General features: G+C 49.1%; 19 protein-coding genes. 10 read left to right on the top strand and 9 right to left on the bottom strand.

Going from position 1 to position 19,115, the window contains the following annotated elements:
• Positions 1-19: 19 nt before the first annotated feature.
• Entirely contained in the window at positions 20-1,270 is a 1,251-nt protein-coding gene (locus EA392_10840) for an HD domain-containing protein (protein ID TVR38191.1), read from the bottom strand.
• Between the two features lie 69 nt (positions 1,271-1,339).
• Between EA392_10840 and EA392_10835 the strand changes: the two genes are divergently transcribed.
• The gene (locus EA392_10835; protein ID TVR38170.1) at positions 1,340-2,887 is read left to right on the top strand and encodes a PglZ domain-containing protein; all 1,548 of its coding nucleotides are present in this window, start codon (positions 1,340-1,342) and stop codon (positions 2,885-2,887) included.
• A gap of 3 nt (positions 2,888-2,890) precedes the next feature.
• Positions 2,891-3,328, top strand: a complete 438-nt coding sequence (tsaE, locus tag EA392_10830) for a tRNA (adenosine(37)-N6)-threonylcarbamoyltransferase complex ATPase subunit type 1 TsaE (GenBank protein ID TVR38169.1) — start codon at positions 2,891-2,893, stop codon at positions 3,326-3,328.
• Between the two features lie 3 nt (positions 3,329-3,331).
• On the opposite strand, the gene gldC is transcribed toward tsaE, so the two are convergent.
• The gene (gene gldC, locus EA392_10825) at positions 3,332-3,670 is read right to left on the bottom strand and encodes a gliding motility protein GldC (GenBank protein TVR38168.1); all 339 of its coding nucleotides are present in this window, start codon (positions 3,668-3,670) and stop codon (positions 3,332-3,334) included.
• A gap of 8 nt (positions 3,671-3,678) precedes the next feature.
• Positions 3,679-4,716: a hypothetical protein gene (locus tag EA392_10820; protein TVR38167.1), complete on the bottom strand. Its 1,038-nt coding sequence runs from the start codon at positions 4,714-4,716 to the stop codon at positions 3,679-3,681.
• A gap of 108 nt (positions 4,717-4,824) precedes the next feature.
• Between EA392_10820 and EA392_10815 the strand changes: the two genes are divergently transcribed.
• From EA392_10815 to EA392_10785, 7 genes are all read left to right on the top strand, one after another.
• Entirely contained in the window at positions 4,825-5,625 is an 801-nt protein-coding gene (locus EA392_10815) for a PorT family protein (GenBank protein TVR38166.1), read from the top strand.
• A gap of 5 nt (positions 5,626-5,630) precedes the next feature.
• On the top strand, positions 5,631-6,416 hold the full coding sequence (gene nadE, locus EA392_10810; protein ID TVR38190.1) for an NAD(+) synthase: 786 nt from the start codon (positions 5,631-5,633) through the stop codon (positions 6,414-6,416).
• Between the two features lie 115 nt (positions 6,417-6,531).
• On the top strand, positions 6,532-7,245 hold the full coding sequence (locus tag EA392_10805) for a DNA-binding response regulator (protein TVR38165.1): 714 nt from the start codon (positions 6,532-6,534) through the stop codon (positions 7,243-7,245).
• Positions 7,245-8,636 carry a HAMP domain-containing protein gene (locus tag EA392_10800; GenBank protein ID TVR38164.1) on the top strand — a complete coding sequence of 464 codons (1,392 nt, stop codon included), beginning with the start codon at positions 7,245-7,247 and terminating at the stop codon, positions 8,634-8,636. The genes EA392_10805 and EA392_10800 overlap by 1 nt, the downstream gene beginning before the upstream one ends.
• Positions 8,637-8,773: 137 nt before the next feature.
• Positions 8,774-9,274 (top strand): hypothetical protein, encoded by a 501-nt coding sequence (locus tag EA392_10795; GenBank protein ID TVR38163.1) that lies wholly within the window; start codon positions 8,774-8,776, stop codon positions 9,272-9,274.
• A 4-nt stretch (positions 9,275-9,278) separates the two neighbouring features.
• Complete coding sequence (locus EA392_10790; protein TVR38162.1) at positions 9,279-9,758, top strand: hypothetical protein; 480 nt, start codon at positions 9,279-9,281, stop codon at positions 9,756-9,758.
• 21 nt (positions 9,759-9,779) lie between these two features.
• Positions 9,780-10,568, top strand: coding sequence for a DUF1275 domain-containing protein (locus EA392_10785; GenBank protein TVR38161.1), 789 nt, complete (start codon positions 9,780-9,782; stop codon positions 10,566-10,568).
• Here the strand turns inward: EA392_10785 and EA392_10780 are convergent.
• From EA392_10780 to EA392_10760, 5 genes are all read right to left on the bottom strand, one after another.
• A complete protein-coding gene (locus EA392_10780) occupies positions 10,565-12,412 on the bottom strand; it encodes a T9SS C-terminal target domain-containing protein (GenBank protein ID TVR38160.1) in 1,848 nt (615 codons plus the stop codon). The two genes, EA392_10785 and EA392_10780, sit on opposite strands and share 4 nt — an antisense overlap.
• 111 nt (positions 12,413-12,523) lie before the next feature.
• Complete coding sequence (locus EA392_10775; protein ID TVR38159.1) at positions 12,524-13,585, bottom strand: hypothetical protein; 1,062 nt, start codon at positions 13,583-13,585, stop codon at positions 12,524-12,526.
• Complete coding sequence (locus EA392_10770) at positions 13,471-13,833, bottom strand: T9SS C-terminal target domain-containing protein (protein TVR38158.1); 363 nt, start codon at positions 13,831-13,833, stop codon at positions 13,471-13,473. Before EA392_10770 ends, EA392_10775 begins: the two co-directional genes overlap by 115 nt.
• A gap of 166 nt (positions 13,834-13,999) precedes the next feature.
• Positions 14,000-15,037, bottom strand: a complete 1,038-nt coding sequence (locus tag EA392_10765; GenBank protein TVR38157.1) for a 2-oxoacid:ferredoxin oxidoreductase subunit beta — start codon at positions 15,035-15,037, stop codon at positions 14,000-14,002.
• Entirely contained in the window at positions 15,034-16,905 is a 1,872-nt protein-coding gene (locus tag EA392_10760; GenBank protein TVR38156.1) for a 2-oxoacid:acceptor oxidoreductase subunit alpha, read from the bottom strand. Before EA392_10760 ends, EA392_10765 begins: the two co-directional genes overlap by 4 nt.
• 137 nt (positions 16,906-17,042) lie before the next feature.
• Here EA392_10760 and EA392_10755 point away from each other — a divergent pair, with 137 nt between their 5' ends.
• Positions 17,043-18,353 (top strand): T9SS C-terminal target domain-containing protein, encoded by a 1,311-nt coding sequence (locus EA392_10755; GenBank protein TVR38155.1) that lies wholly within the window; start codon positions 17,043-17,045, stop codon positions 18,351-18,353.
• 376 nt (positions 18,354-18,729) lie between these two features.
• On the opposite strand, the gene EA392_10750 is transcribed toward EA392_10755, so the two are convergent.
• The coding region (locus tag EA392_10750; GenBank protein TVR38154.1) for a YihA family ribosome biogenesis GTP-binding protein at positions 18,730-19,115 on the bottom strand (386 nt) is incomplete at its 5' end.

Below are 19,115 nucleotides of genomic sequence, written 5' to 3'. Positions count from 1 at the left end.
CGATTGCTTTAGATTTCTGTTATTCAGACAAATAAATGTCTTTGGGGTAGCAAATGAAGTGTTTGGTAACCGCTTCAGACAGCATTGAAATGTTGAGTGTGTCGGAGGCTGCCGCTATGTCTTTCACCTCACCTTTTTTGTTGAGAATCATGATTCGCTCGTCGGTTTTGGCGTAGGCCAGGTTGCTAATCTGATCCTGCACTACAAAGTAGTGGGTTTCTTCGGGTGTGAGGCCGATGCGCACCGATGTTTTATCGAGTATGTTGCGATGGTAATCCGGGTCAATCGGCGCTTTCTGTATCTCAATTTTAAAGAGGCGACGGTCAATAAGACGCTTGCAAAGCTCGCTCAGCACTTTGTCGCTGTAGGCGGTCCAAACCTTGATGGCGCCCATAATGTCGTAATCGTCCAGCCCGGCGTAGGCCTCAAGTATTTCGGTTTGCTCAAAGGCTTGGCGTGGGTGAAACCGGTATAAAAAGGTTCTAAGGTTGGGTGAGCAGAAAAGCTCATGCCCTCCGTGAGCCAGTTCGCGCGCGCGCTCCATGATTTTCACCAGCATAAACTCGGCGGCAATCACCGTTTTGTGCAGATATACTTGCCAGTACATCAGCCTGCGAGCTACGATAAACTTCTCAATGCTGTAGATGCCTTTTTCCTCTACAACGAGCGTGTCGTTGGCAATGTTGAGCATTTTGATGATGCGCTGGCTGCTCACAACACCCTCGCTCACACCGCTGTAAAAGCTGTCGCGCCGCAGGTAGTCCAGCCGGTCCATATCGAGTTGCCCCGAAATGAGCTGCGAAAGGAACCTCTTGGGATAGTCGTGGGTAAATATGCGAATGGCGGTGCCGAGCTTGCCGCCAAACTGTTTGTTGAGGGCATGCATAAAAATGAGCGACAAACTCTCGTGATTGATGTCGCGAACAATGGTATGTTCTAAAGTATGTGAAAAAGGCGCGTGGCCGATGTCGTGCAAAAGAATGGCAATGAGGGCACCTTGTTCTTCGTCGGAAGTGATTTCGTGGCCTTTGTTGCGAAGCACGTCAATGGCTTGCTGCATCAGGTGCATAGCTCCTATTGCGTGGTGAAAACGAGTGTGCAATGCACCGGGATAAACAAGGTGCGACAGCCCCAGTTGCTTGATGCGACGCAGCCGCTGAAACCACGGGTGTTCAATTAAATCCGCAATTAGTTCGTTGGGGATGGTAATAAAACCATAAACGGGGTCGTTCAATATTTTCCGTTTATTTGACGGTGCTGAGTAAGCCAAGTGTACCAGTTTTGTATGCGCCTGGTCAAATGTATAACTTTTCAAACCTATTCTAATCCAATTCGCAATATGAGCAGTACCATTCTTTGGGCCGACGATGAAATTGAACTTCTTAAACCCCACATTCTCTTTCTGGAGGAAAAGGGATACAAAGTGATTACCGTAACCAGCGGAAACGACGCCCTGGACGCCGTAGAGCAAAACGACCTGGATATTGTTTTTCTGGATGAAAACATGCCGGGTTTGTCGGGACTGGAAACCCTCACCCAAATTAAGGCCAAGTTTCCTTCTCTGCCCATTATCATGATAACCAAGAGCGAGGAGGAGTCAATCATGGAAGATGCTATCGGTTCAAAGATCTCCGATTACCTTATCAAGCCGGTCAATCCCAAGCAGATACTGCTCACCCTAAAGAAGAACCTGGACGAAAAGCGCCTGCAAAACGAAAAGGCTACCGTAAATTACCAGCAGGAATTCAGGCAGATAGGGATGCGTCTCAACGACCGTCTCGATGTGGAAGAGTGGAAAGAACTGTACAAGAAAATTGTGTATTGGGACTTAGAGTTGGCCAAAGGCGATCAGGGCATGGAAGAAGTGCTGCAAATGCAGAAGAAAGAGGCCAATCGTGCTTTTGCCCGCTTTGTGAGCGACCATTACGAGTCGTGGGTGAATGCCAAAGGCGACGATGCTCCGGTGATGGCCCACAATGTTTTTCGCAGGAAAATTGCCCCTGAAATTTCGGATGAGCCCATGTTTCTCATCGTGATTGATAACCTTCGTTACGATCAGTACCTGGTGTTAAAGCCGGTGTTGAACAGGATGTTCAGGGTTGAAAGTGAAAGCATTTACTTCAGTATCCTGCCCACCGCTACCCAATACGCACGCAATGCCTTTTTTGCCGGAATGATGCCCCTCGAGATTCAGCAAAAATTCCCGAAATATTGGTTGAATGACGAAGACGAAGGGGGTAAAAATCAGTTTGAGTCAGAATTACTTCAGGAACAGCTCAGAAGCCTCGGGAAGAATATTCGCTACAGCTACAACAAGATTACCAATCTGAACGCGGGTAAAAAACTGAGCGATCAACTCAGTAACCTCGAAAACAATCAGCTCAATGTGATTGTGTACAATTTTGTAGACATGCTCTCGCACGCCCGCACCGATATGGAAGTGATTCGCGAGCTTGCCGATGACGAGGCTGCCTATCGCTCGCTCACACTGAGCTGGTTTGAGCACTCACCTTTGCTCGATATGATGCGCCAGATTTCGGACCGCGGCCACCGCATGATGCTCACCACCGACCATGGCACCATGCACGTGGATAGCCCGGTGCGTGTGGTGGGCGACCGAAATACATCCACCAACCTGCGCTACAAACAGGGCAAGAACCTGAGCTATGATGCCGGAGATGTGTTTGAGGTTACTGATCCTCACAGGTATAAGCTTCCCAAAACCAATGTTAGTTCTCGCTATGTATTTTGCAGGGAAAACGATTTCTTTGTGTACCCCAACAATCAGAATTACTACGTGAACTACTACCGCAATACCTTCCAGCACGGCGGCGTATCGTTGGAGGAAATGATGATTCCGCTGGCTTCATTCAGAAAAAGAACCTAGAAAATGGAGCGTACATTCAGGGCACCCGATGTGGACAGCCTGACCGAAGTAGTGGCGTTTCTTTCCGGCGAATTGAAAGCTGGAGATGTAGTTTGCTTCATCGGCGAAATGGGGGCCGGTAAAACCACGCTGATTGGCAAACTGCTGCGGAGCTGGGGCATTACCGCACCGGTTGACAGCCCGACTTTTGCCCTTGTCAATGAATTTGTTCGGGGTGATGGCGTGCCCTTGTACCATTTTGATTTTTATCGCCTGAACAATGTTACCGAAGCCCTGCAAATCGGTTTGGAGGATTACCTGGGCACCAATGCTATTTGCTTGATGGAGTGGCCGCAAATGGTAATGGACTGGCTGCCCGAAGAGCGATGGGTTGTACGCATTCAGGAGCAAAACGGCGAACGCGAAATCAAGGTGGAACGCTCCCGCAGCGAAGCATACTGATCTCTACTGTTCGCTTTTGTCAATCAGCCCCATCTTGTCGGCAAAGTAGATGCTGAAATCGCGCATGTCCTGGCTCATTTCCTTTTCGCCGGTGGCGCGCTCAAAAGTATCGGCCATGGTCATGAGGTTCTGGTGAAAGAAATGCTTCATTTCATCTACCGTCATCTCTTTGTCCCAAAGGTCAATGCGAAGTGTGTTTTTTTCTTTCTCGTCCCACAGGGCAATCAATACCGATTTGCAGGCGCTTTGCACGTCGCCGTCTTCGGCAGACCAGTCTATCTTTTCGGGCACCATGTTTTCGTCCAGGTGCACGGCAAATTTTATTTCAGAGGATTTTGGCATTGTCGGAGTTATCTCGGTTTGTAATACTTCAGAATTTTTTGCGGATTCTCTTCGCGCAGCAGCATTTTCAGTGATATATCGGGGTTTTTGTCCATGTACTGCCTGATGATTTGCCAGCCCAGCCATACGCCCGTTCTGGAAGGTGATTTTTGTTGAAATGCAGGAGTAAACGGTCCGTCATTAAAAAATCCCGCCAGTTCCTTAGCAGAAGTGGAGTAGAGCAGGTCGGCCTCAATGAGGTGCGTCCACATATTGTATTCGTTGCGCTTGCACCATTCGAGGGCTTCGGTGCTGTAGTTAATTTTGATAGCGTCGTTCACATCCGGAAACATCGCATCCAGCAGGTACATCACCTTGCCGTGAAACATCAACATCGTAATAAAGTCCTCCTTCGTAACCAATGATTGGTGGTTCACCATCAGCCAGCCCTTGGCTACGTTGTTCACAAGGTATTCCGGGATGAGCTTGTCTTTGAAATACTGCGGAAAGTTCTCCGGGGCTAGTCGCTGAATAACGGGGTTTTCCGTACCCAGAAACCACTCCAATCCCACTCCAAGCCAGTCATCCGCAGGAAAAACCCCCACGTTAAAACCGGAGTTGTAGTACACCACTTGGGGTATTACGGCATCCCGAAAGTGATAGCGGTAGTAGCGAAAGGCCTGCTCTAATTCGCGGTTGTAGGCTGTCATATCTGGAAAGGTGGCGTCTATGTGCTTTTGGGTTTCGCGCCAATTGTGGTCGTTTACAAAGGCTTCGAGTTGTACGCTCACCATGGGTTGATCGGGGTGCCCTACGCGAATGATTTGCGATAGGAAATCCTCGTAAAAGTCGCGGTAGCGCTCGTGCAAACGGCGGTTCAGATCTTTAAAATCGCCACTTTCAGCGTGAAACAACTCCCGGTCCAGTCGGTGGCTCCGGAAATCCACTTCTATTTCACTCAAGTCAACTTTCAGTCTGTTTTTCTTGCAGGAAGTCAGCAAAACGGCTGCCGGTAAAGTGCAGTACAAAATGACTTTAAACCAGGTTTTTTGAGGGTGGCTCAGCATGCGCACAAAGGTACGTTTCTCGCCAGAAAGGAAAGGTATAGATATTGCCCTCCTCCCAAGTGCGTAATTAAAAATAGTTACTTTTAACCCCTGAAAACAAGCTAAGAAATGATGAAGAGAATACTTTCAATTTGTGCACTTTTGATGTCGGCAACGCTTGTGCAATCGCAGGATCAGGAGTCTGGATTTCAGCCCGCTCCGCCGCAAGATGTTCGCCCCATTCGTTTGGGTTTTGTGGCTACTCCGGCCATGACATGGCTCACCGCCGAAAATCGTGAACTCGACTCGAAGGGTGTTCGCGGAGGGTTTTCTTTTGGTGTGATGATGGACTTTACCATTGCCCAGTCAGCTAACTACGCGTTTTCAACTGGTTTGATGTATAACACGTTGGATGGCGGTAGATTGCGTCACGGAGATGTTGTGCCGCTGCGTGGCGGAAGTCCCGGAGAGTTTGAAGCTGTAACCAGGGATGTATCTCTCAGCATGCAATATGTTCAGATACCCATGACGCTGAAGCTAAAAACCAATGAGATAGGCTACATGAGCTATTTTGGCCAGCTCGGAATGCAGGCCGGTCTGAATATTGGCTCACGTGAAAATGGGGAATTCGAATACTTTGATAACCCTCAGCGCGTAATTATTGAGCGGGAAAACGCGAATGATCAAACCCAGTTGTTTAACGCAGGTCTTCTTGTGGGTATTGGAGCAGAGTACAATGTTACGGGCAATACCTATCTCGTTTTTGGGGTGAATTATTACCGCGGCTTTTCCAACGTGTTAAAGGGTAACGTGGTGCAGGTAAATGAGGATGGTCGCCCTCTGATTAACGAAGATGGGCTTCCATTGAGCGGAGGAAAGCGACGAGCAGTGTTGAGCAATATCGCCCTGAATCTCGCTGTTATTTTTTAGTGGGTTTGCAAACAAAAGCTGTTGTTGACCACATTGTTGGTTGGCTGGAGGATTATCGCATGGCTGCCGGTTCTGACGGTTTTGTGGTGGGAGTGTCGGGCGGTGTAGATTCTGCGGTCACTTCCGTTCTTTGTGCGCGCACCGGATCTGCCACGATACTGCTGGATATGCCCATTCATCAGAGCAGTTTGCAGCGAAATCGGGGCCTAGCACACATCAGGCAGGTTGAGGCGCAGTTCAGCAATGTTACCTCCGCTTCGGTAGATCTCACCCATACCTTTGATGTGTTGGTTGAAGCCTTGAAAGCCAGTGGAGATGACGCAACACACCAGCTCGCACTTGCCAATACGCGCAGCAGATTGCGCATGACCACCCTTTACTATTTCGCAGGTAGCCGGGGCTTGCTCGTCGCCGGAACTGGCAATAAAGTAGAAGACTTTGGCGTAGGCTTTTTCACCAAATACGGCGATGGTGGTGTTGATCTCAGCCCCATTGCAGATTTGATGAAATCAGAAGTGTACACGCTGGGTAGGGAGTTGGGCGTAAGCGATGAAATTCTCAATGCACCACCCACCGATGGATTGTGGGGTGACGACCGCAGCGACGAAGACCAGCTGGGAGCCACCTATCCCGAACTGGAATGGGCTATGGGGTTCAGTGGAGATGAATCGAAACTGAGCGTACGACAGGGCGAGGTATTGGAGATCTACCGACGTCACCATGCAGCAAACACGCATAAAATGAAGTCCATACCGGTTTGTTTGATTCCCGCAAGCTTGCGACCATTATAGGAACCGGGCGAGAGGTTGGGCTGTGGGTTGCAGGTTTAGGAGTTTGGACGAAAACCTCATACCTGAGGATTGGCTACCTTTACTGCATATCACGCGAAATAATTTTGACTCCTGAGTGAAAGGCAAGAGGATTTTATTGGTTGAGGACGAAGCTCACGTGGTTTCGTTTATTCAGAAAGGGCTTACTGAAGAGGGTTTTTCGGTAAGCGTTGCTTTCGATGGGAAATCGGGATTGAAACTCTTTGAAGACGGAGGGTTTGATTTCATCATTCTGGATATCATGTTGCCCGATGTCAACGGGTTAGAGGTGTGCAAGGAAATCAGGAAAACGGATACGGTAGTGCCTGTTCTTTTTCTCACAGCACTGGGTACCCCCGAAAATATAGTGCTTGGCCTGGAAACAGGGGCCGATGATTATCTGGTAAAACCGTTTAAATTCATTGAGTTACTGGCTAGAATGCGTACCCTATTGCGAAGGGTGGATAATGCGGGGAATAACTCTGAAGATAAGGGAGATGCCAGTCATGTGATTCGCATAGCGGATCTGGAAATAAACGATGAGACCAAACAGGTGTACCGCGATGGCACCGAAATTTCCCTGACGTCAACAGAATACCGGCTGCTTTACTATATGGCGCGAAACAAAAACAGGGTGCTCTCTCGCAGCGATATCCTCGAAGAAGTGTGGGGGGTGAATTTCGATATGGGTACCAATGTAGTGGACGTTTATGTAAACTACCTTCGTAAAAAAATGGATGCCCGGTTCGATCCTAAATTGATACATACCGTGATTGGCATGGGCTACGTCCTAAAAGAGGGAGAAAGGTAATGAGCGTGCGGATGCATATGGGACTGCACAGCAAAACAACGCTGATTTTGTTGTTTTCATTTTTCGCCCTTATTCTTCTGTTTAGTGGGTATGTGTATGTCTCTGTGAAGTCCTATTCCTATGAGGATTTCGATAAACTTCTGGATATAAGGCTACTTACGGCTGCAAGAGCAGAGCTGAACAGCGAGCGCAGGCCCGACGCGCAGGAGCTACAGGAACGCTTCTTTGAGCGTCTGCCCCATGAAAGAGATTATTTTTTTGAGATCAAACCCGGCAAAGCGTACAGCGATGAATCACTCGAATTGGGGATTCCGGAATCTTTCTTTCAGGAAGTACTTGCGAAAGGAGCGGCGACGTATAAAAAGAATGAATATCTCTACAAAGGCATACGCTACATGGGCGATTCTGGCGAGTACATTGCCATTGCTTCTGCTGCAAATTACTTTGAAACCCATCATACCCAGTATCTTAAGAGAACACTCATCATTGCCATTTTGGTGGCCTTTGTTTTTTCGGTGATTATTTCGGTTTACTATTCGCGTTCGGTGTTCAAACCGTTGAGAACCATTACCGATCAGGTTCGACGGATCAGTTCAGAAAGTTTGCACCTCAGGCTGGAGGCCAATCAAGGTAACGAGGAGCTGCGCGAACTGACATCTACCTTTAACTACATGCTCGACAGAATAGAAACATCATTTGAAACTCAGAATAACTTTATCAGCAACGCCTCACACGAGTTGCGCACCCCACTTACGGCCATCATCGGTGAAGCCGATGTAGCACTCAATAAACTCAGATCGCCCGAAGAATACATTGAAACCATCAAAGTGATTCTTGAAGAAGCGGAAAGTCTTGAACAAAAAACCGCAGCCTTGCTGTATCTGGCTCAAACCGGATTCGACGGTAAAACCCAGCTTATGGCAAAGGTGCGCGTTGACCAACTGCTTTGGGATGTAAAAGAAACATTGCAACGCATCAATAGCAGGTATAAAATCAACCTGGATATGAGCTTGCTGCCGGATAACCCTGCTAAGTTGAAGGTACTCGGAAACGAACAACTTCTTCATCTGGCCCTGTCGAACATCATTAGCAATGCCTGTAAATACTCTGATTTTAAACAGGTAGAGGTGTCGTTGGGAGCAACCGAAAACTACGTCGTTCTGGTGGTTAGGGATTACGGCATCGGTATACCCAACGAGGAACTCAAATACATCTATGATCCATTCTTCAGAGCCTCAAATACCTCAAAATTCGAAGGTTTTGGTATCGGCCTTCCGTTGGCAAGAAACATACTCCGCATGCACAAGGCTAAACTTGAGGTGAAATCAATCGTGGAAAAGGGTACCACAGTTCAGATATCACTGCCCATCGGTAAATTCGAAACCGACTAACCGCGGTCTAATGTAGTTCTAATGTGAAATGACGTTTCTAATTTCATTTTAATTTCATTTTAAGCAACTTCTAATCTCAACCTAATTCGGCTCTAATGGGTGTGTCTCATCTTTGTGTCACACGAAAAACACACCCCATGATTACCACCGTACTCTTCCCTACCGATTTCAGTATAGGGTCTTTGGCTTTTCTAAAGACTGCACTAAATAAACGAAAGGATGAGAAAATTGAAGTTGTGCTTGCCCACGGCATGCATCTCAGCGATTCGATTACTGAGCTGTTGTTTTTCTCAAAAACCAGAACACTCAAGAGATTGACCAATCATGAGTATGAACAGGCCGTTGAACTGATCTGGAACAAATACGGTACCCTGTTGGTGGATATCAGAAAGGAAATCGTAATTGGGCATAATCAGGAATTTGTTGACAAGTTCATAGAAAGTCAAGGTATTCAGGAGGCTTATATACCTGTTGGTTACAAACCCAATCTGCACAATAGCTTGAGTTATGATTTAACTCCGTTTATTGCCCAAAGTGATATCAGGATTCACAAACTTGATTGGAAAGGAGTAGAAGGCTTGCATGGCGAAGCGCAACTGGCCGACATGTTTTTTGATGGTGTAACCGCAAACTCGTAATTAGATGATTGCTATTCTTCAAATGAAGTCAATGTTCGCCTTTATCGCTTTAAGTTTGGGCGTAGTAGTTGGTTCTGTGCTTATCATAGCATCAACCAATGGCACCGACAAGCGGATCGTTGGCAACTGGGTGGAAATAGATTGGGTCTATGAAAAAGTGGATGCCTATGATGACTACGCCGACGCTGAAAAAAAACGAGTGCCCGAGTTCATCAAGCAAAGTATCGGAGAACAGTTGATTATTCACGAAGCGGAAACATGGCAATTTATGCCTGACGGCCGGCTGTTGCTCCATAAAGGAGATAGCGAAGAAGTATTGCAGTGGCGCATCAAAGGCAGAGGACACATTTTACAACTCAAACACGACAACAACGTGATTGAGAACTTTGAAATTGCCGGTATTGACAAGGAGAACTTGTACCTGCACCTTGAGACAGAAGTACAGGCGCGCGGCATTGCAAAATTGATTTTCAAGAGAATCTAATTACAGTCATCACCCCATAACATGCTAAGGAAATACAGTACGAGCAGAACGCTTTCTGAGAATATTCGTTTGGGAATCCTTACCGCCTTTTCGGCCGGTATGGTGAACGTTGCTGCACTCATTATTTTCTTTTCGTTTGCATCGAATGTAACAGGTCATTACGCCATACTTGCGGCCGAAATCGCAAAAGGCAACTGGTATCAGGTACTGGTAGTGTTTATCTGGATCTTCATGTTCTTTTTTGGAAGTTTTACCTCCAACTTTATAGTTATCAACTACAACAAGGTAAGTCCGTACATTGCACACGCCACCCCAATAGTTTTGGAAATCATCTGCCTTATGGCAGTGGGTATCTATGGCCAGTTTTTTTACCGCGAAACCCTCGTAGAGACCGAAGCATTGCTCGCCCTGATGCTGTTCGCCATGGGTCTTCAAAACGGCTTAACGGCCAGTATTTCCAATGGTGCGGTAAAAACCACGCACCTAACGGGTGCCACCACCGATTTGGGTATCCTCGCTTCCATGCTTTTGCGTTCTGAATACCGCCGCAACGAAGAAATGGTAGGCAAAGCCAAGCTCATTTCCCTTATTGCAGTCTTTTACGTGGCGGGAGCCGTAATTTCTGGCTTTGTTTATTTTCGAATTGGTTTTCAGCTTTTCTACCTGGTAAGTGCCTTTCTCGTTGTGGTAATTCTGTATGACGCCTACGAAATCCGATTTAGAAAATTTTTGGCGCACGAACACAACAAACGCAAGAGCAGCGTATTTGCCGTTTCTGCTAACAGTAATACCGACGACTCTGAATCCTAGTCCAAAAGAAGCTTAAGCGTTTGCACCTCCTGACCCGCTGTGATAGAAACAAAGTACATTCCAGCCAGCTGATTGATGTGAAGAAGCTCACCGGGTTGCACCAGTCCGATGTCTTCTATGGTTCTGCCGCTCAGGTCAATGATTCGTATGTGAGAAGGGTTGTCCAAACCGCGAACCTGGAAAGTGCCACGCGACGGATTTGGGAACAGCGTCAGGCTGGGCCTATCAATGTCATCCACAAAAGTGGCTTCAAAAACATGGGTCTCACAGTACACGTCTTCGCTGCACGGATTGGATGCGGTGAGGCAGATTTCGTAAAGCTCCCCCGGCACCACATCAATAGTCAATGTATCACCGGTGGCAGCTTGAACTTCGCCGTTTACCTCCCAGATCAATGACGTGGCATTTTCACTGGTGCTCACAAACCCGAAATCATCAAACAGAACAAATGAAGCAATCGCATCCGGTGGGCAGCAAAGCTTTTCGCTCTCAGCCTCTGCGTCTGTGGTGGTCACACTCCAGTCAAAATGGCTGATACCGTCGGCAGTGAGGTAGTTCGGGGAAACAACATTTACATCCACCGCAGTAACCGGGAAATCGTAAGGAATGAAGTTGCAGTCTGTCATGCCCGTGGGCGATGCTTTGATAATGTACGGTTTAAAGGCAGTTGTTCCGAAACCAGCCGATCCCCCGGCAATTAAAATATTTCCATCTTCAAGGGCAATCACGTGCGATACATAGTCCGTTGTTTCGCTCCCGTAGCGATAACTCTGCAGCACCTCGCCACCCGGAGAGAGAAGAACAAGTCCGATATCCTGCCCGCCAAGGCCGTCTGGAGCATCCAGGGCATTCCCAACCACCACCACGCGGTCGTCGTTGGTTACGCACATACTAGGAATACTTACCCACCCGGGAATTGCACGACACCAAAGCATATCGCCGTCGGGATCAAACTTTGCAACAAAGCCTTTGTTTTGAGGATTGCCGGGAATCATCCCAAGGGTGTATCCGGTGAGAAAAATATTTCCCTGCGAATCGGAAGTTGTGAAGAGACCGTCTTCGGCCGTGGGTGTGCTGATGGTACGGGCCCAAATGGGGTTTCCGGCAGAGTCGGTGCGAACCAGAAACGGATCGCTGAAGCCTCCGTCAAAACTGTCGCCGTAGCCCGCCATTAAGTAACCATCGCCGTAGGGCTCTGCCCAATAAGCCCAATCCCAGTCATTGCCGCCAAAGGTTTTGGCAAAAACGGGGGTGCCATCGGTTTCAAGCCGAATGAGTTGAAGGTCGTAGCTGCCACCGGCACCCGCAGTGCTTCTGCCAGATAGTACCCATCCATTATCGGCAGCGGCAATTGAATGATAAGCGTTTGAACCGCCACCGTGATCTGCACGAATGGTCTCAACAACCGTTCCTGCCGTGTCGGTTAAAATCAGCAGTCCATCACGACTGTCTGTGCCCGTACCTATGGAGAAACCTGCCAGTGCATAATGATCACCTTGCGCAGCCAGACTAATGTGATAAACTCCGTCATTCACCGCCGAAGTGTAGTACCGGGTCCACATCAGCGTGCCATCCGGTTTGTGCTTCATCAGCACCAGGTTGGTCTGGCCACCTCCAAAAGGGCCTCCGCCGATGGTGGTTTCGCCAAACACAAGCAAATGGCCCCATGGGTCTTCTGCCACTCCGTTCACAAATACCGACTGAGGGAAAGGTGTAATTGTTTCGAAAACAGACTGCCCCTGCGCGCCCATGCTTGCCATTAGCAAGAACAGGATGGCGCGAAGGGTTTTAACACGCCTTAAAATAGTAGGAAATGAAAATATTTTCAGACTTGGGTAGGTCATGACAACTGATCTTTTTGGGTTAAACTTGGTTCATTGATAGCTGTCCAAATATAATGGTCCCTTGAATAAAATCATCATGGTCGCTCCAGAATAAATCTCCATCAGGCATCATCAGTCTTTGATGCACCGCACAGAAAGACCTGCCCCAACCGGACTTGGATTAATATTAATGGACTCAAGGTCGTGATACATGGCTCTTTGCCAGCTTTGACTTGCGTTGAATGAGGTGGAAGACCACCAAATCCCCTGGTTGTTCAGCGTCAGGAAAGTTCCGTTTACGTTTCGGATTCCGCCCGGTAAGGCCGTAAAACCACTTTCATTGCTTGCACCGGTGTTGGGCGCGTTCCACAATTCCACGGCTTTTAACTTGCCACCGGCTACATTCACATTGGGATTGCCGCCAATTTCAGGGTCCAGGTAATCGCGCAGCTCATCCCACTCGGCATCACTGGGAAGGTGCCATCCAGCCGGGCAAACTCCTTGCACTCCGCTGGGCGAGTCGTTGCTGCTCTCTTCTCCATTCATGGCTGCTGCCCAGTTGTATAGCCGTCCGTACACGTCGCAGTTTTCTTGCTGGTTGTTGTAACACCAACTCTGACCGGTTTGTGGAATGGTTTTTAAGTTGGCAGCGATCCAGCATTGACCGCCAATCTGTACCGTTGGATACTCATTACCATCGGCATCGCTTACAGTGGGTGCATCCGGACAAGGTATGTTCATCAACAGATGAACCACAATTTCCTGCTCGTCAGAATAATAAACCGGCTCAGGGCATGCCGGGTCAGATATTTCAGCGCGATACCATGTGGTGGTAGTAGGAGAAACCCAAAGTGATGGCATATTGTCTTCGCCAATGTTTTCCCATTCTACCAAATCCTGAGATTGCTGCCATTGAATGCCCGCACCTCCATCAGGCGTGTCGAGTAAATTCAGCAGTACACTATCTCCCCAAATAATCTCAAGCTGAGCATGCGCTATGGCCGGGCTTAATATCAGCATGATGCATACAGCGCCCGTTAAGGCATAACGGAGTAATTCCTTAAATACTGAAGTGAACATCATAATACCAGCAGCTTTTGTGAATACCTCCTGTTGTTCCAAAAAATCACAAGTTGATACACGCCCTTGCCATAATTGCTGAGGTCTATCTCTTTCGTTTCCGACTGATTCCATGACCACTCCTCTATACGTTGACCCAGCATATCGAAGCATTCTGCTCTGAGCAGTTCGCCGGAAGGCAAGTCAATGTTGAGGTTGAATAATCCTCGTGAAGGATTAGGAAAAATGTGGATTTTCAATGCATCATCACTCTCCTGCACACTGTTAATCACAGGGCAAAGCGGAAGTTCAAAATCCAATTGTTGCTGCGCGGATAGGTGCTGCACCGCGAAAAGCAAAACAAAAACAGCCAGATAGCGCATTTCTTTGAAAGTTGTTCCTCAAAACTAAGGAACAACCGCATGTGTTCCTGGGTGCGCCCTGACCTTTCTTTCACAACAAACTCTTAATACCTGTATTAGGGTGCAGGTTACGAGGGAGTTGTTGCCTTAGGAGTGTGAGTGTAGTCGGCTTGCCGGCCCCCCTTCCTTAGCTTATTTCCCAGGTGTTTTTACCCCTAAGCAGTGCATCCAGATTGCCCTTTCCCTTCAACTCAGCGGCTTTGTTGATTTGTGCGTTGAGGTCTTTTTCATAGGTGCTTCGCTCTTTTTGGAAGAAGACACCAAACGGGCGAGGTAGCTTCTCTTCCCACTGCGTGGTTCCGAAAAAGCGATACAAGAGACTGGCTTTAAAAGGGTCAGACGAATCGTGTACCCATAGGTCTTCAAGGCCTTTTTCGCCTTTGGAAACATCTGCAACCCTGGGAGTAGAGCCATCGAGCCAAATGCCTTTATTCATTTCCGAACCGAAAAGCAGCGGCTTTCCTTCTTCCATGAAAAGCGTGGTTTCGGGTTTCGAGTTCTTTTCGGTAAACACCTCAAATGCCCCGTCGTTAAACACGTTGCAGTTTTGGTAGATTTCAATGAGCGAGGTGCCTCGGTGGCGATCTGCTGCCAGCAAAATATCACGCAAATGTTTGGGGTCGCGATCCATGGCGCGGGCAATAAAAGAACCATCGGCTCCGGCGGCCAAAGCCAGCGGATTAAAAGGATGATCCAGCGAGCCCATGGGTGTGCTTTTGGTTACGGTGCCCTCCGGTGAAGTGGGCGAGTACTGGCCCTTGGTGAGCCCGTAAATCTCATTGTTGAACAGGAGCACATTCAAATCTACATTGCGCCGCAAAAGGTGTATGAGGTGATTGCCCCCGATTGACAGTGCGTCGCCATCGCCGGTAATCAGCCAAACGCTCAAATCCGGTCGCGTGGTTTTAACACCGCTGGCAATGGCCGGTGCTCTGCCGTGAATGCTGTGCATTCCGTAAGTGTTCATATAATACGGAAAGCGCGAGGAGCACCCGATGCCGGAAATAAATACCACATCCTCGGGCCGCCGGCCTGCTTCTGGCATAATAGACTGCACTTGTTTTAGTATCGAATAGTCGCCACAACCCGGACACCACCGTACCTCCTGGTCGGTGGCAAAGTCCTTGGGGCTCATTTCGGCGGGCGTGATGGTTGCTGTGCTCATGCGTTCAATGTTTGAATAGCGGCCTCTTTGATTTCCTCGGTGCGAAGGGGCATGCCCTGCACCTTGTTCAGGCCTTGTGCGTCAATCAGAAATTCTGCGCGAATCAACTGACGCAATTGGCCGCGGTTGAGTTCGGGAATGAGAACTTTTTTAAAGTTACCAAGCACTGCTCCAAGGTTTTTGGGGAAGGGAAACAGGTGTCGCAAGTGTGCGTGACTTACCCGGTAGCCTTCCTCGTTCAGATCCCTCACTGCTGTGCGAATGGCGCCATAGGTGCTTCCCCAGCCCAAAATCAGCAGATCGCCTTTTTCGTCGCCTATTTCAATGCCCAATGCAGGAAAGAAATCGGCAATGCGACGCACTTTTTCTTCGCGCAGCTTTACCATGCGCTCGTGGTTTTCGGGGTCGTAAGAAACATTTCCGGTGAGGTCTTGCTTTTCAAGGCCACCAATGCGGTGCTGAAGGTTGATCATTCCGGGTGTGGCCCATTTGCGCACGCCTCTATCGTCGCGCTTATAAGGGAGGTATTCATCTTCCTTGTAGTCTTCGGGATTGGCAAAGTTGGGCTTGATGGGTTTCAAATCATCCGACTTGGGGAATCGCCAGGGCTCAGCTCCGTTGGCCACATACCCGTCGGTAAGCAGCATCACAGGCGTCATGTGCTCAACGGCAATGCGTACGGCTTCGTAGGCCATCCAAAAACAGTCTGAAGGATGTGCTGCGGCAATAACCGGTACAGGCGCTTCGCCATTACGCCCGTTCAGGGCCTGCAGCAAATCGGCCTGCTCGGTTTTGGTAGGTAATCCGGTGGACGGTCCTCCGCGTTGCACATTTACCACCACCAGCGGCAATTCGAGCATAACCGCCAAACCAAGAGCCTCGCCTTTGAGGGCAATACCCGGCCCCGAAGAAGCAGTTACTCCCAGTCCTCCGGCAAACGACGACCCAATGGCAGAGCAAATGGCTGCAATTTCGTCCTCGGCCTGAAAGGTGCGTACCCCAAAGTTTTTGTGGCGCGCCAGTTCGTGCAGTATGTCGGAAGCCGGCGTAATGGGGTAGGAGCCGTAAAATAGCTCCAGGCCTGCTTTTTCAGCCCCGGCAATCAGCCCGATGGCCGTAGCCTGGTTACCCATGATGTTGCGGTACACCCCTTTTTTCAGTGGGGCAGGTTTTACGTCGTACCTGCTGGTAAAGGTCTCAGAAGTATCGCCAAAATTGTATCCCGCACGAAGCACTGCTTCATTGGATTGGATAATATCGGGCTTACCGGCAAATTTCTCGTTCAAAAAGTCGAGGGTGCGGTTCAGGCTCCGGTTGTACATCCAGCAGATAAAACCGAGCACAAACATGTTTTTGCTGCGGTCTTTTTCCTTCATGCCCAATTCAAAGTCCTTGAGCGCCTCGCGGGTCATTTGCGTAACGGCAATTTCCACCACGCGGTATTGCCCCAGGCTTTGGTCGGTAAGCGGATTTTGCACATCCACGTAACCGGCCAGTCGAAGGTTTTTCTTGTCGAAACCATCGGTATTGGCAATGATGGTTCCGCCTATTTTCAGGTTGCTGAGGTTGGCTTTGAGTGCCGCTGCGTTCATCACCACCAGCACGTCGCACTGGTCGCCAGGCGAAAAAACTTCTACACTTCCGAAGTGAAGTTGGAATCCTGAAACGCCTGCCAGCGTTCCTTGTGGCGCCCGGATTTCAGCCGGGAAATTCGGAAAGGTGCTGATATCGTTGCCAAAAAGGGCGTTGGTGTCAGAAAACTGACTGCCGGTAAGTTGAATACCGTCGCCGGAATCACCGGCAAAAAGAATGGTTACCGCTTTGCGATCTTCGGTACGGGTGGATTTTGTTGTATTTTCGGCTTCCACAAATGGAGGTTTGTATGGGTAGAACCGCAGCCGCCCGCGATTGTTGCGTGGTGCTGCGAAATTTCATGCAAAGGTATCTCCATTGATGAACGTAACCAAACGCAGTAGTTTAATTCCAATCCTAAAACCAAACAAAGATGCAACCTGTTTTTGAAACCATGATGCAGAGGGGTGTCCGACCGATGATGGGCGGCCTTCTGCTTGCAGCTGTGGCTGCTTTTCCTTCCAACATTTCGGCCCAATGCGACGGTGAACGCTACCGTGAATTTGTGTTCAGTAGCTGGGATGTGCAGAGTGATGTTCAGTACGGAGCCAATCTGAATTCTGCCGGAAACATGCAGGATCTTTTTTTGGATGTCTACACTCCGGAAGGTGACACCGAAACCAATCGTCCCCTCATTATTGTTGCCCATGGAGGCTCTTTTGTAGCGGGTAGTAAAACAGGAAACGATGTGGTTCCTCTCTGCCAGGATTTTGCCCGTTTGGGTTATGTGGCGGCTTCTATACAGTACCGCCTGGGGGCAACGGATCCCGGTCAGTTTATTCCCACGCCCAACTCAGTTACCAAAGCGGTATGGAGAGCGGTGCACGACGCGCGCGCAGCCATACGCTTTTTCCGAAAGTCGGTAGAGGAGGATGGAAATCCCTACGGTATTAATCCCGACAAGGTCTTTATGACAGGTGTCTCTGCCGGTGGATTCATGGCATTGCACACAGGCTTTCTCAATTCACTGGATGAGGTGCCCGAAGGCATTGATATGAATGCGCCCGGATTGGATGGCGGACTGGAAGGAAATACCGGAAATGCCGGTTACAGCTCAGAGCTGACAGCCATCATCAATATCGCAGGGGCCATTGGCGATACCACCTGGATGCAGGCCAATGAAACCCCGGTATTGAGCTTTCACGGTGATGAAGACGGAACCGTGCCTTATGGTTCGGAGACCCTGGTTTTTCTTGGGTTTATTAACCTGATACCGGTAGATGGCAGCGCATCCATCCAGGCGCGGGCGGAGAACATTGGCCTTACCGCCTGCCTCGAAACGCACGTGGGTTTCGATCACGTGCCGCACAGCACCAACGCACAGATTTACGATACTACCATAGTGATTTCGCGAAACTGGTTGTACCACTTTGTGTGTGATGCACCGCTTACCTGTGAGTACGGGCCGGCACCCATCCCCACTTCGGTGGATGAGGTGGTAGCCATTGGGCGCGTTAAGGCCTTTCCCAATCCTGTGCGCGACCATGTAAATGTGGACTTGAGCGAACTGGGAGCCGGTGTTCACCTCCGACTGTTCAATACGCTCGGAGCTCTTGTGTTTGATTACGGAATTCAAAACGCCGATTGGGTTACCCTGCACAGGCAAGGCTTGCCCGCCGGTATGTATCTGTTGGAAGTAAGCCACCGTGGTGAGCGAAACACCATTCGCCTTATTATGGACTAGCTGCTTGCACAGCTGATGACGAAAACCCGGTGCACCGCGCCGGGTTTTTTTTGTGGGGTGTGATTGGGGTTTGCTTGTTGATGACTTCGTTTTTATCTCACTGAATTTTTTGCAGGCTACTCCGTGCCGCGTCCCTCGGCGTTCCGGTCGAAATGACAAGGGAGTGTGATTGAAAAGGATTTGGCGCGGATTCTCGTGGCTCACAATCGGAAATAAAAAGCAGACGGGGACGCCTTGAATATGTCAGCACAGCGAGACGCTACGCTGAACGGAGTTTTTGTTTCTGGTTATGAGTATATTGTCATTTCGACCGTAGCAGCGACGCCAGGAGCTGCGCCCCGAAACATCTCGCGGGGAGTACCCATAAGCTACACCTTTAAACCTTGCCTTGCTTCTTCATTTCAGCAAAAAGCGGATTGGTGCGGGTAATGATATCGAGCAGTTCGTTTCTTCCTGCCGCAGAGGTGGCCGATGTGGAGACTTGTACCGGAAGTTCCTCCCAGCTTTTCAGCATTTCCTTCTTGTAGTCGCGCAGGCTTTTGTGAAGCTGACTGCTGCTTAGCTTGTCAATTTTGGTAAACACCATCACAAACGGAATCCCCTTGGTGCCACACCACGCCATAAACTCCATGTCAATGCGCTGAGGCTCCAACCGGGCGTCGATCAACACAAAGAGGTACATAAGGTTTTTGCGATGCAGTATGTATTTGCGCGTAAACTCGCTCCACTTTACCTGCTCCTTTTTGGACGTCTTGGCGTAGC

The sequence above is a fragment of the Cryomorphaceae bacterium genome (assembly GCA_007695365.1).
Taxonomy (GTDB): Bacteria; Bacteroidota; Bacteroidia; order Flavobacteriales_D; family SKUL01; genus SKUL01.
This window is presented reverse-complemented; position numbering and strand designations above follow the sequence as displayed.

Excerpts from the sequence above, each read along its gene's own strand:
- EA392_10835 (TVR38170.1), top strand. The coding sequence starts at position 1,340 with ATGAGCAGTACCATTCTTTGGGCCGACGATGAAATTGAACTTCTTAAA.
- tsaE (TVR38169.1), top strand. The coding sequence starts at position 2,891 with ATGGAGCGTACATTCAGGGCACCCGATGTGGACAGCCTGACCGAAGTA.
- gldC (TVR38168.1), bottom strand. The coding sequence starts at position 3,670 with ATGCCAAAATCCTCTGAAATAAAATTTGCCGTGCACCTGGACGAAAAC.
- EA392_10820 (TVR38167.1), bottom strand. The coding sequence starts at position 4,716 with ATGCTGAGCCACCCTCAAAAAACCTGGTTTAAAGTCATTTTGTACTGC.
- EA392_10815 (TVR38166.1), top strand. The coding sequence starts at position 4,825 with ATGATGAAGAGAATACTTTCAATTTGTGCACTTTTGATGTCGGCAACG.
- EA392_10800 (TVR38164.1), top strand. The coding sequence starts at position 7,245 with ATGAGCGTGCGGATGCATATGGGACTGCACAGCAAAACAACGCTGATT.
- EA392_10795 (TVR38163.1), top strand. The coding sequence starts at position 8,774 with ATGATTACCACCGTACTCTTCCCTACCGATTTCAGTATAGGGTCTTTG.
- EA392_10790 (TVR38162.1), top strand. The coding sequence starts at position 9,279 with ATGATTGCTATTCTTCAAATGAAGTCAATGTTCGCCTTTATCGCTTTA.
- EA392_10785 (TVR38161.1), top strand. The coding sequence starts at position 9,780 with ATGCTAAGGAAATACAGTACGAGCAGAACGCTTTCTGAGAATATTCGT.
- EA392_10780 (TVR38160.1), bottom strand. The coding sequence starts at position 12,412 with ATGACCTACCCAAGTCTGAAAATATTTTCATTTCCTACTATTTTAAGG.
- EA392_10775 (TVR38159.1), bottom strand. The coding sequence starts at position 13,585 with ATGGAATCAGTCGGAAACGAAAGAGATAGACCTCAGCAATTATGGCAA.
- EA392_10770 (TVR38158.1), bottom strand. The coding sequence starts at position 13,833 with ATGCGCTATCTGGCTGTTTTTGTTTTGCTTTTCGCGGTGCAGCACCTA.
- EA392_10765 (TVR38157.1), bottom strand. The coding sequence starts at position 15,037 with ATGAGCACAGCAACCATCACGCCCGCCGAAATGAGCCCCAAGGACTTT.
- EA392_10755 (TVR38155.1), top strand. The coding sequence starts at position 17,043 with ATGCAACCTGTTTTTGAAACCATGATGCAGAGGGGTGTCCGACCGATG.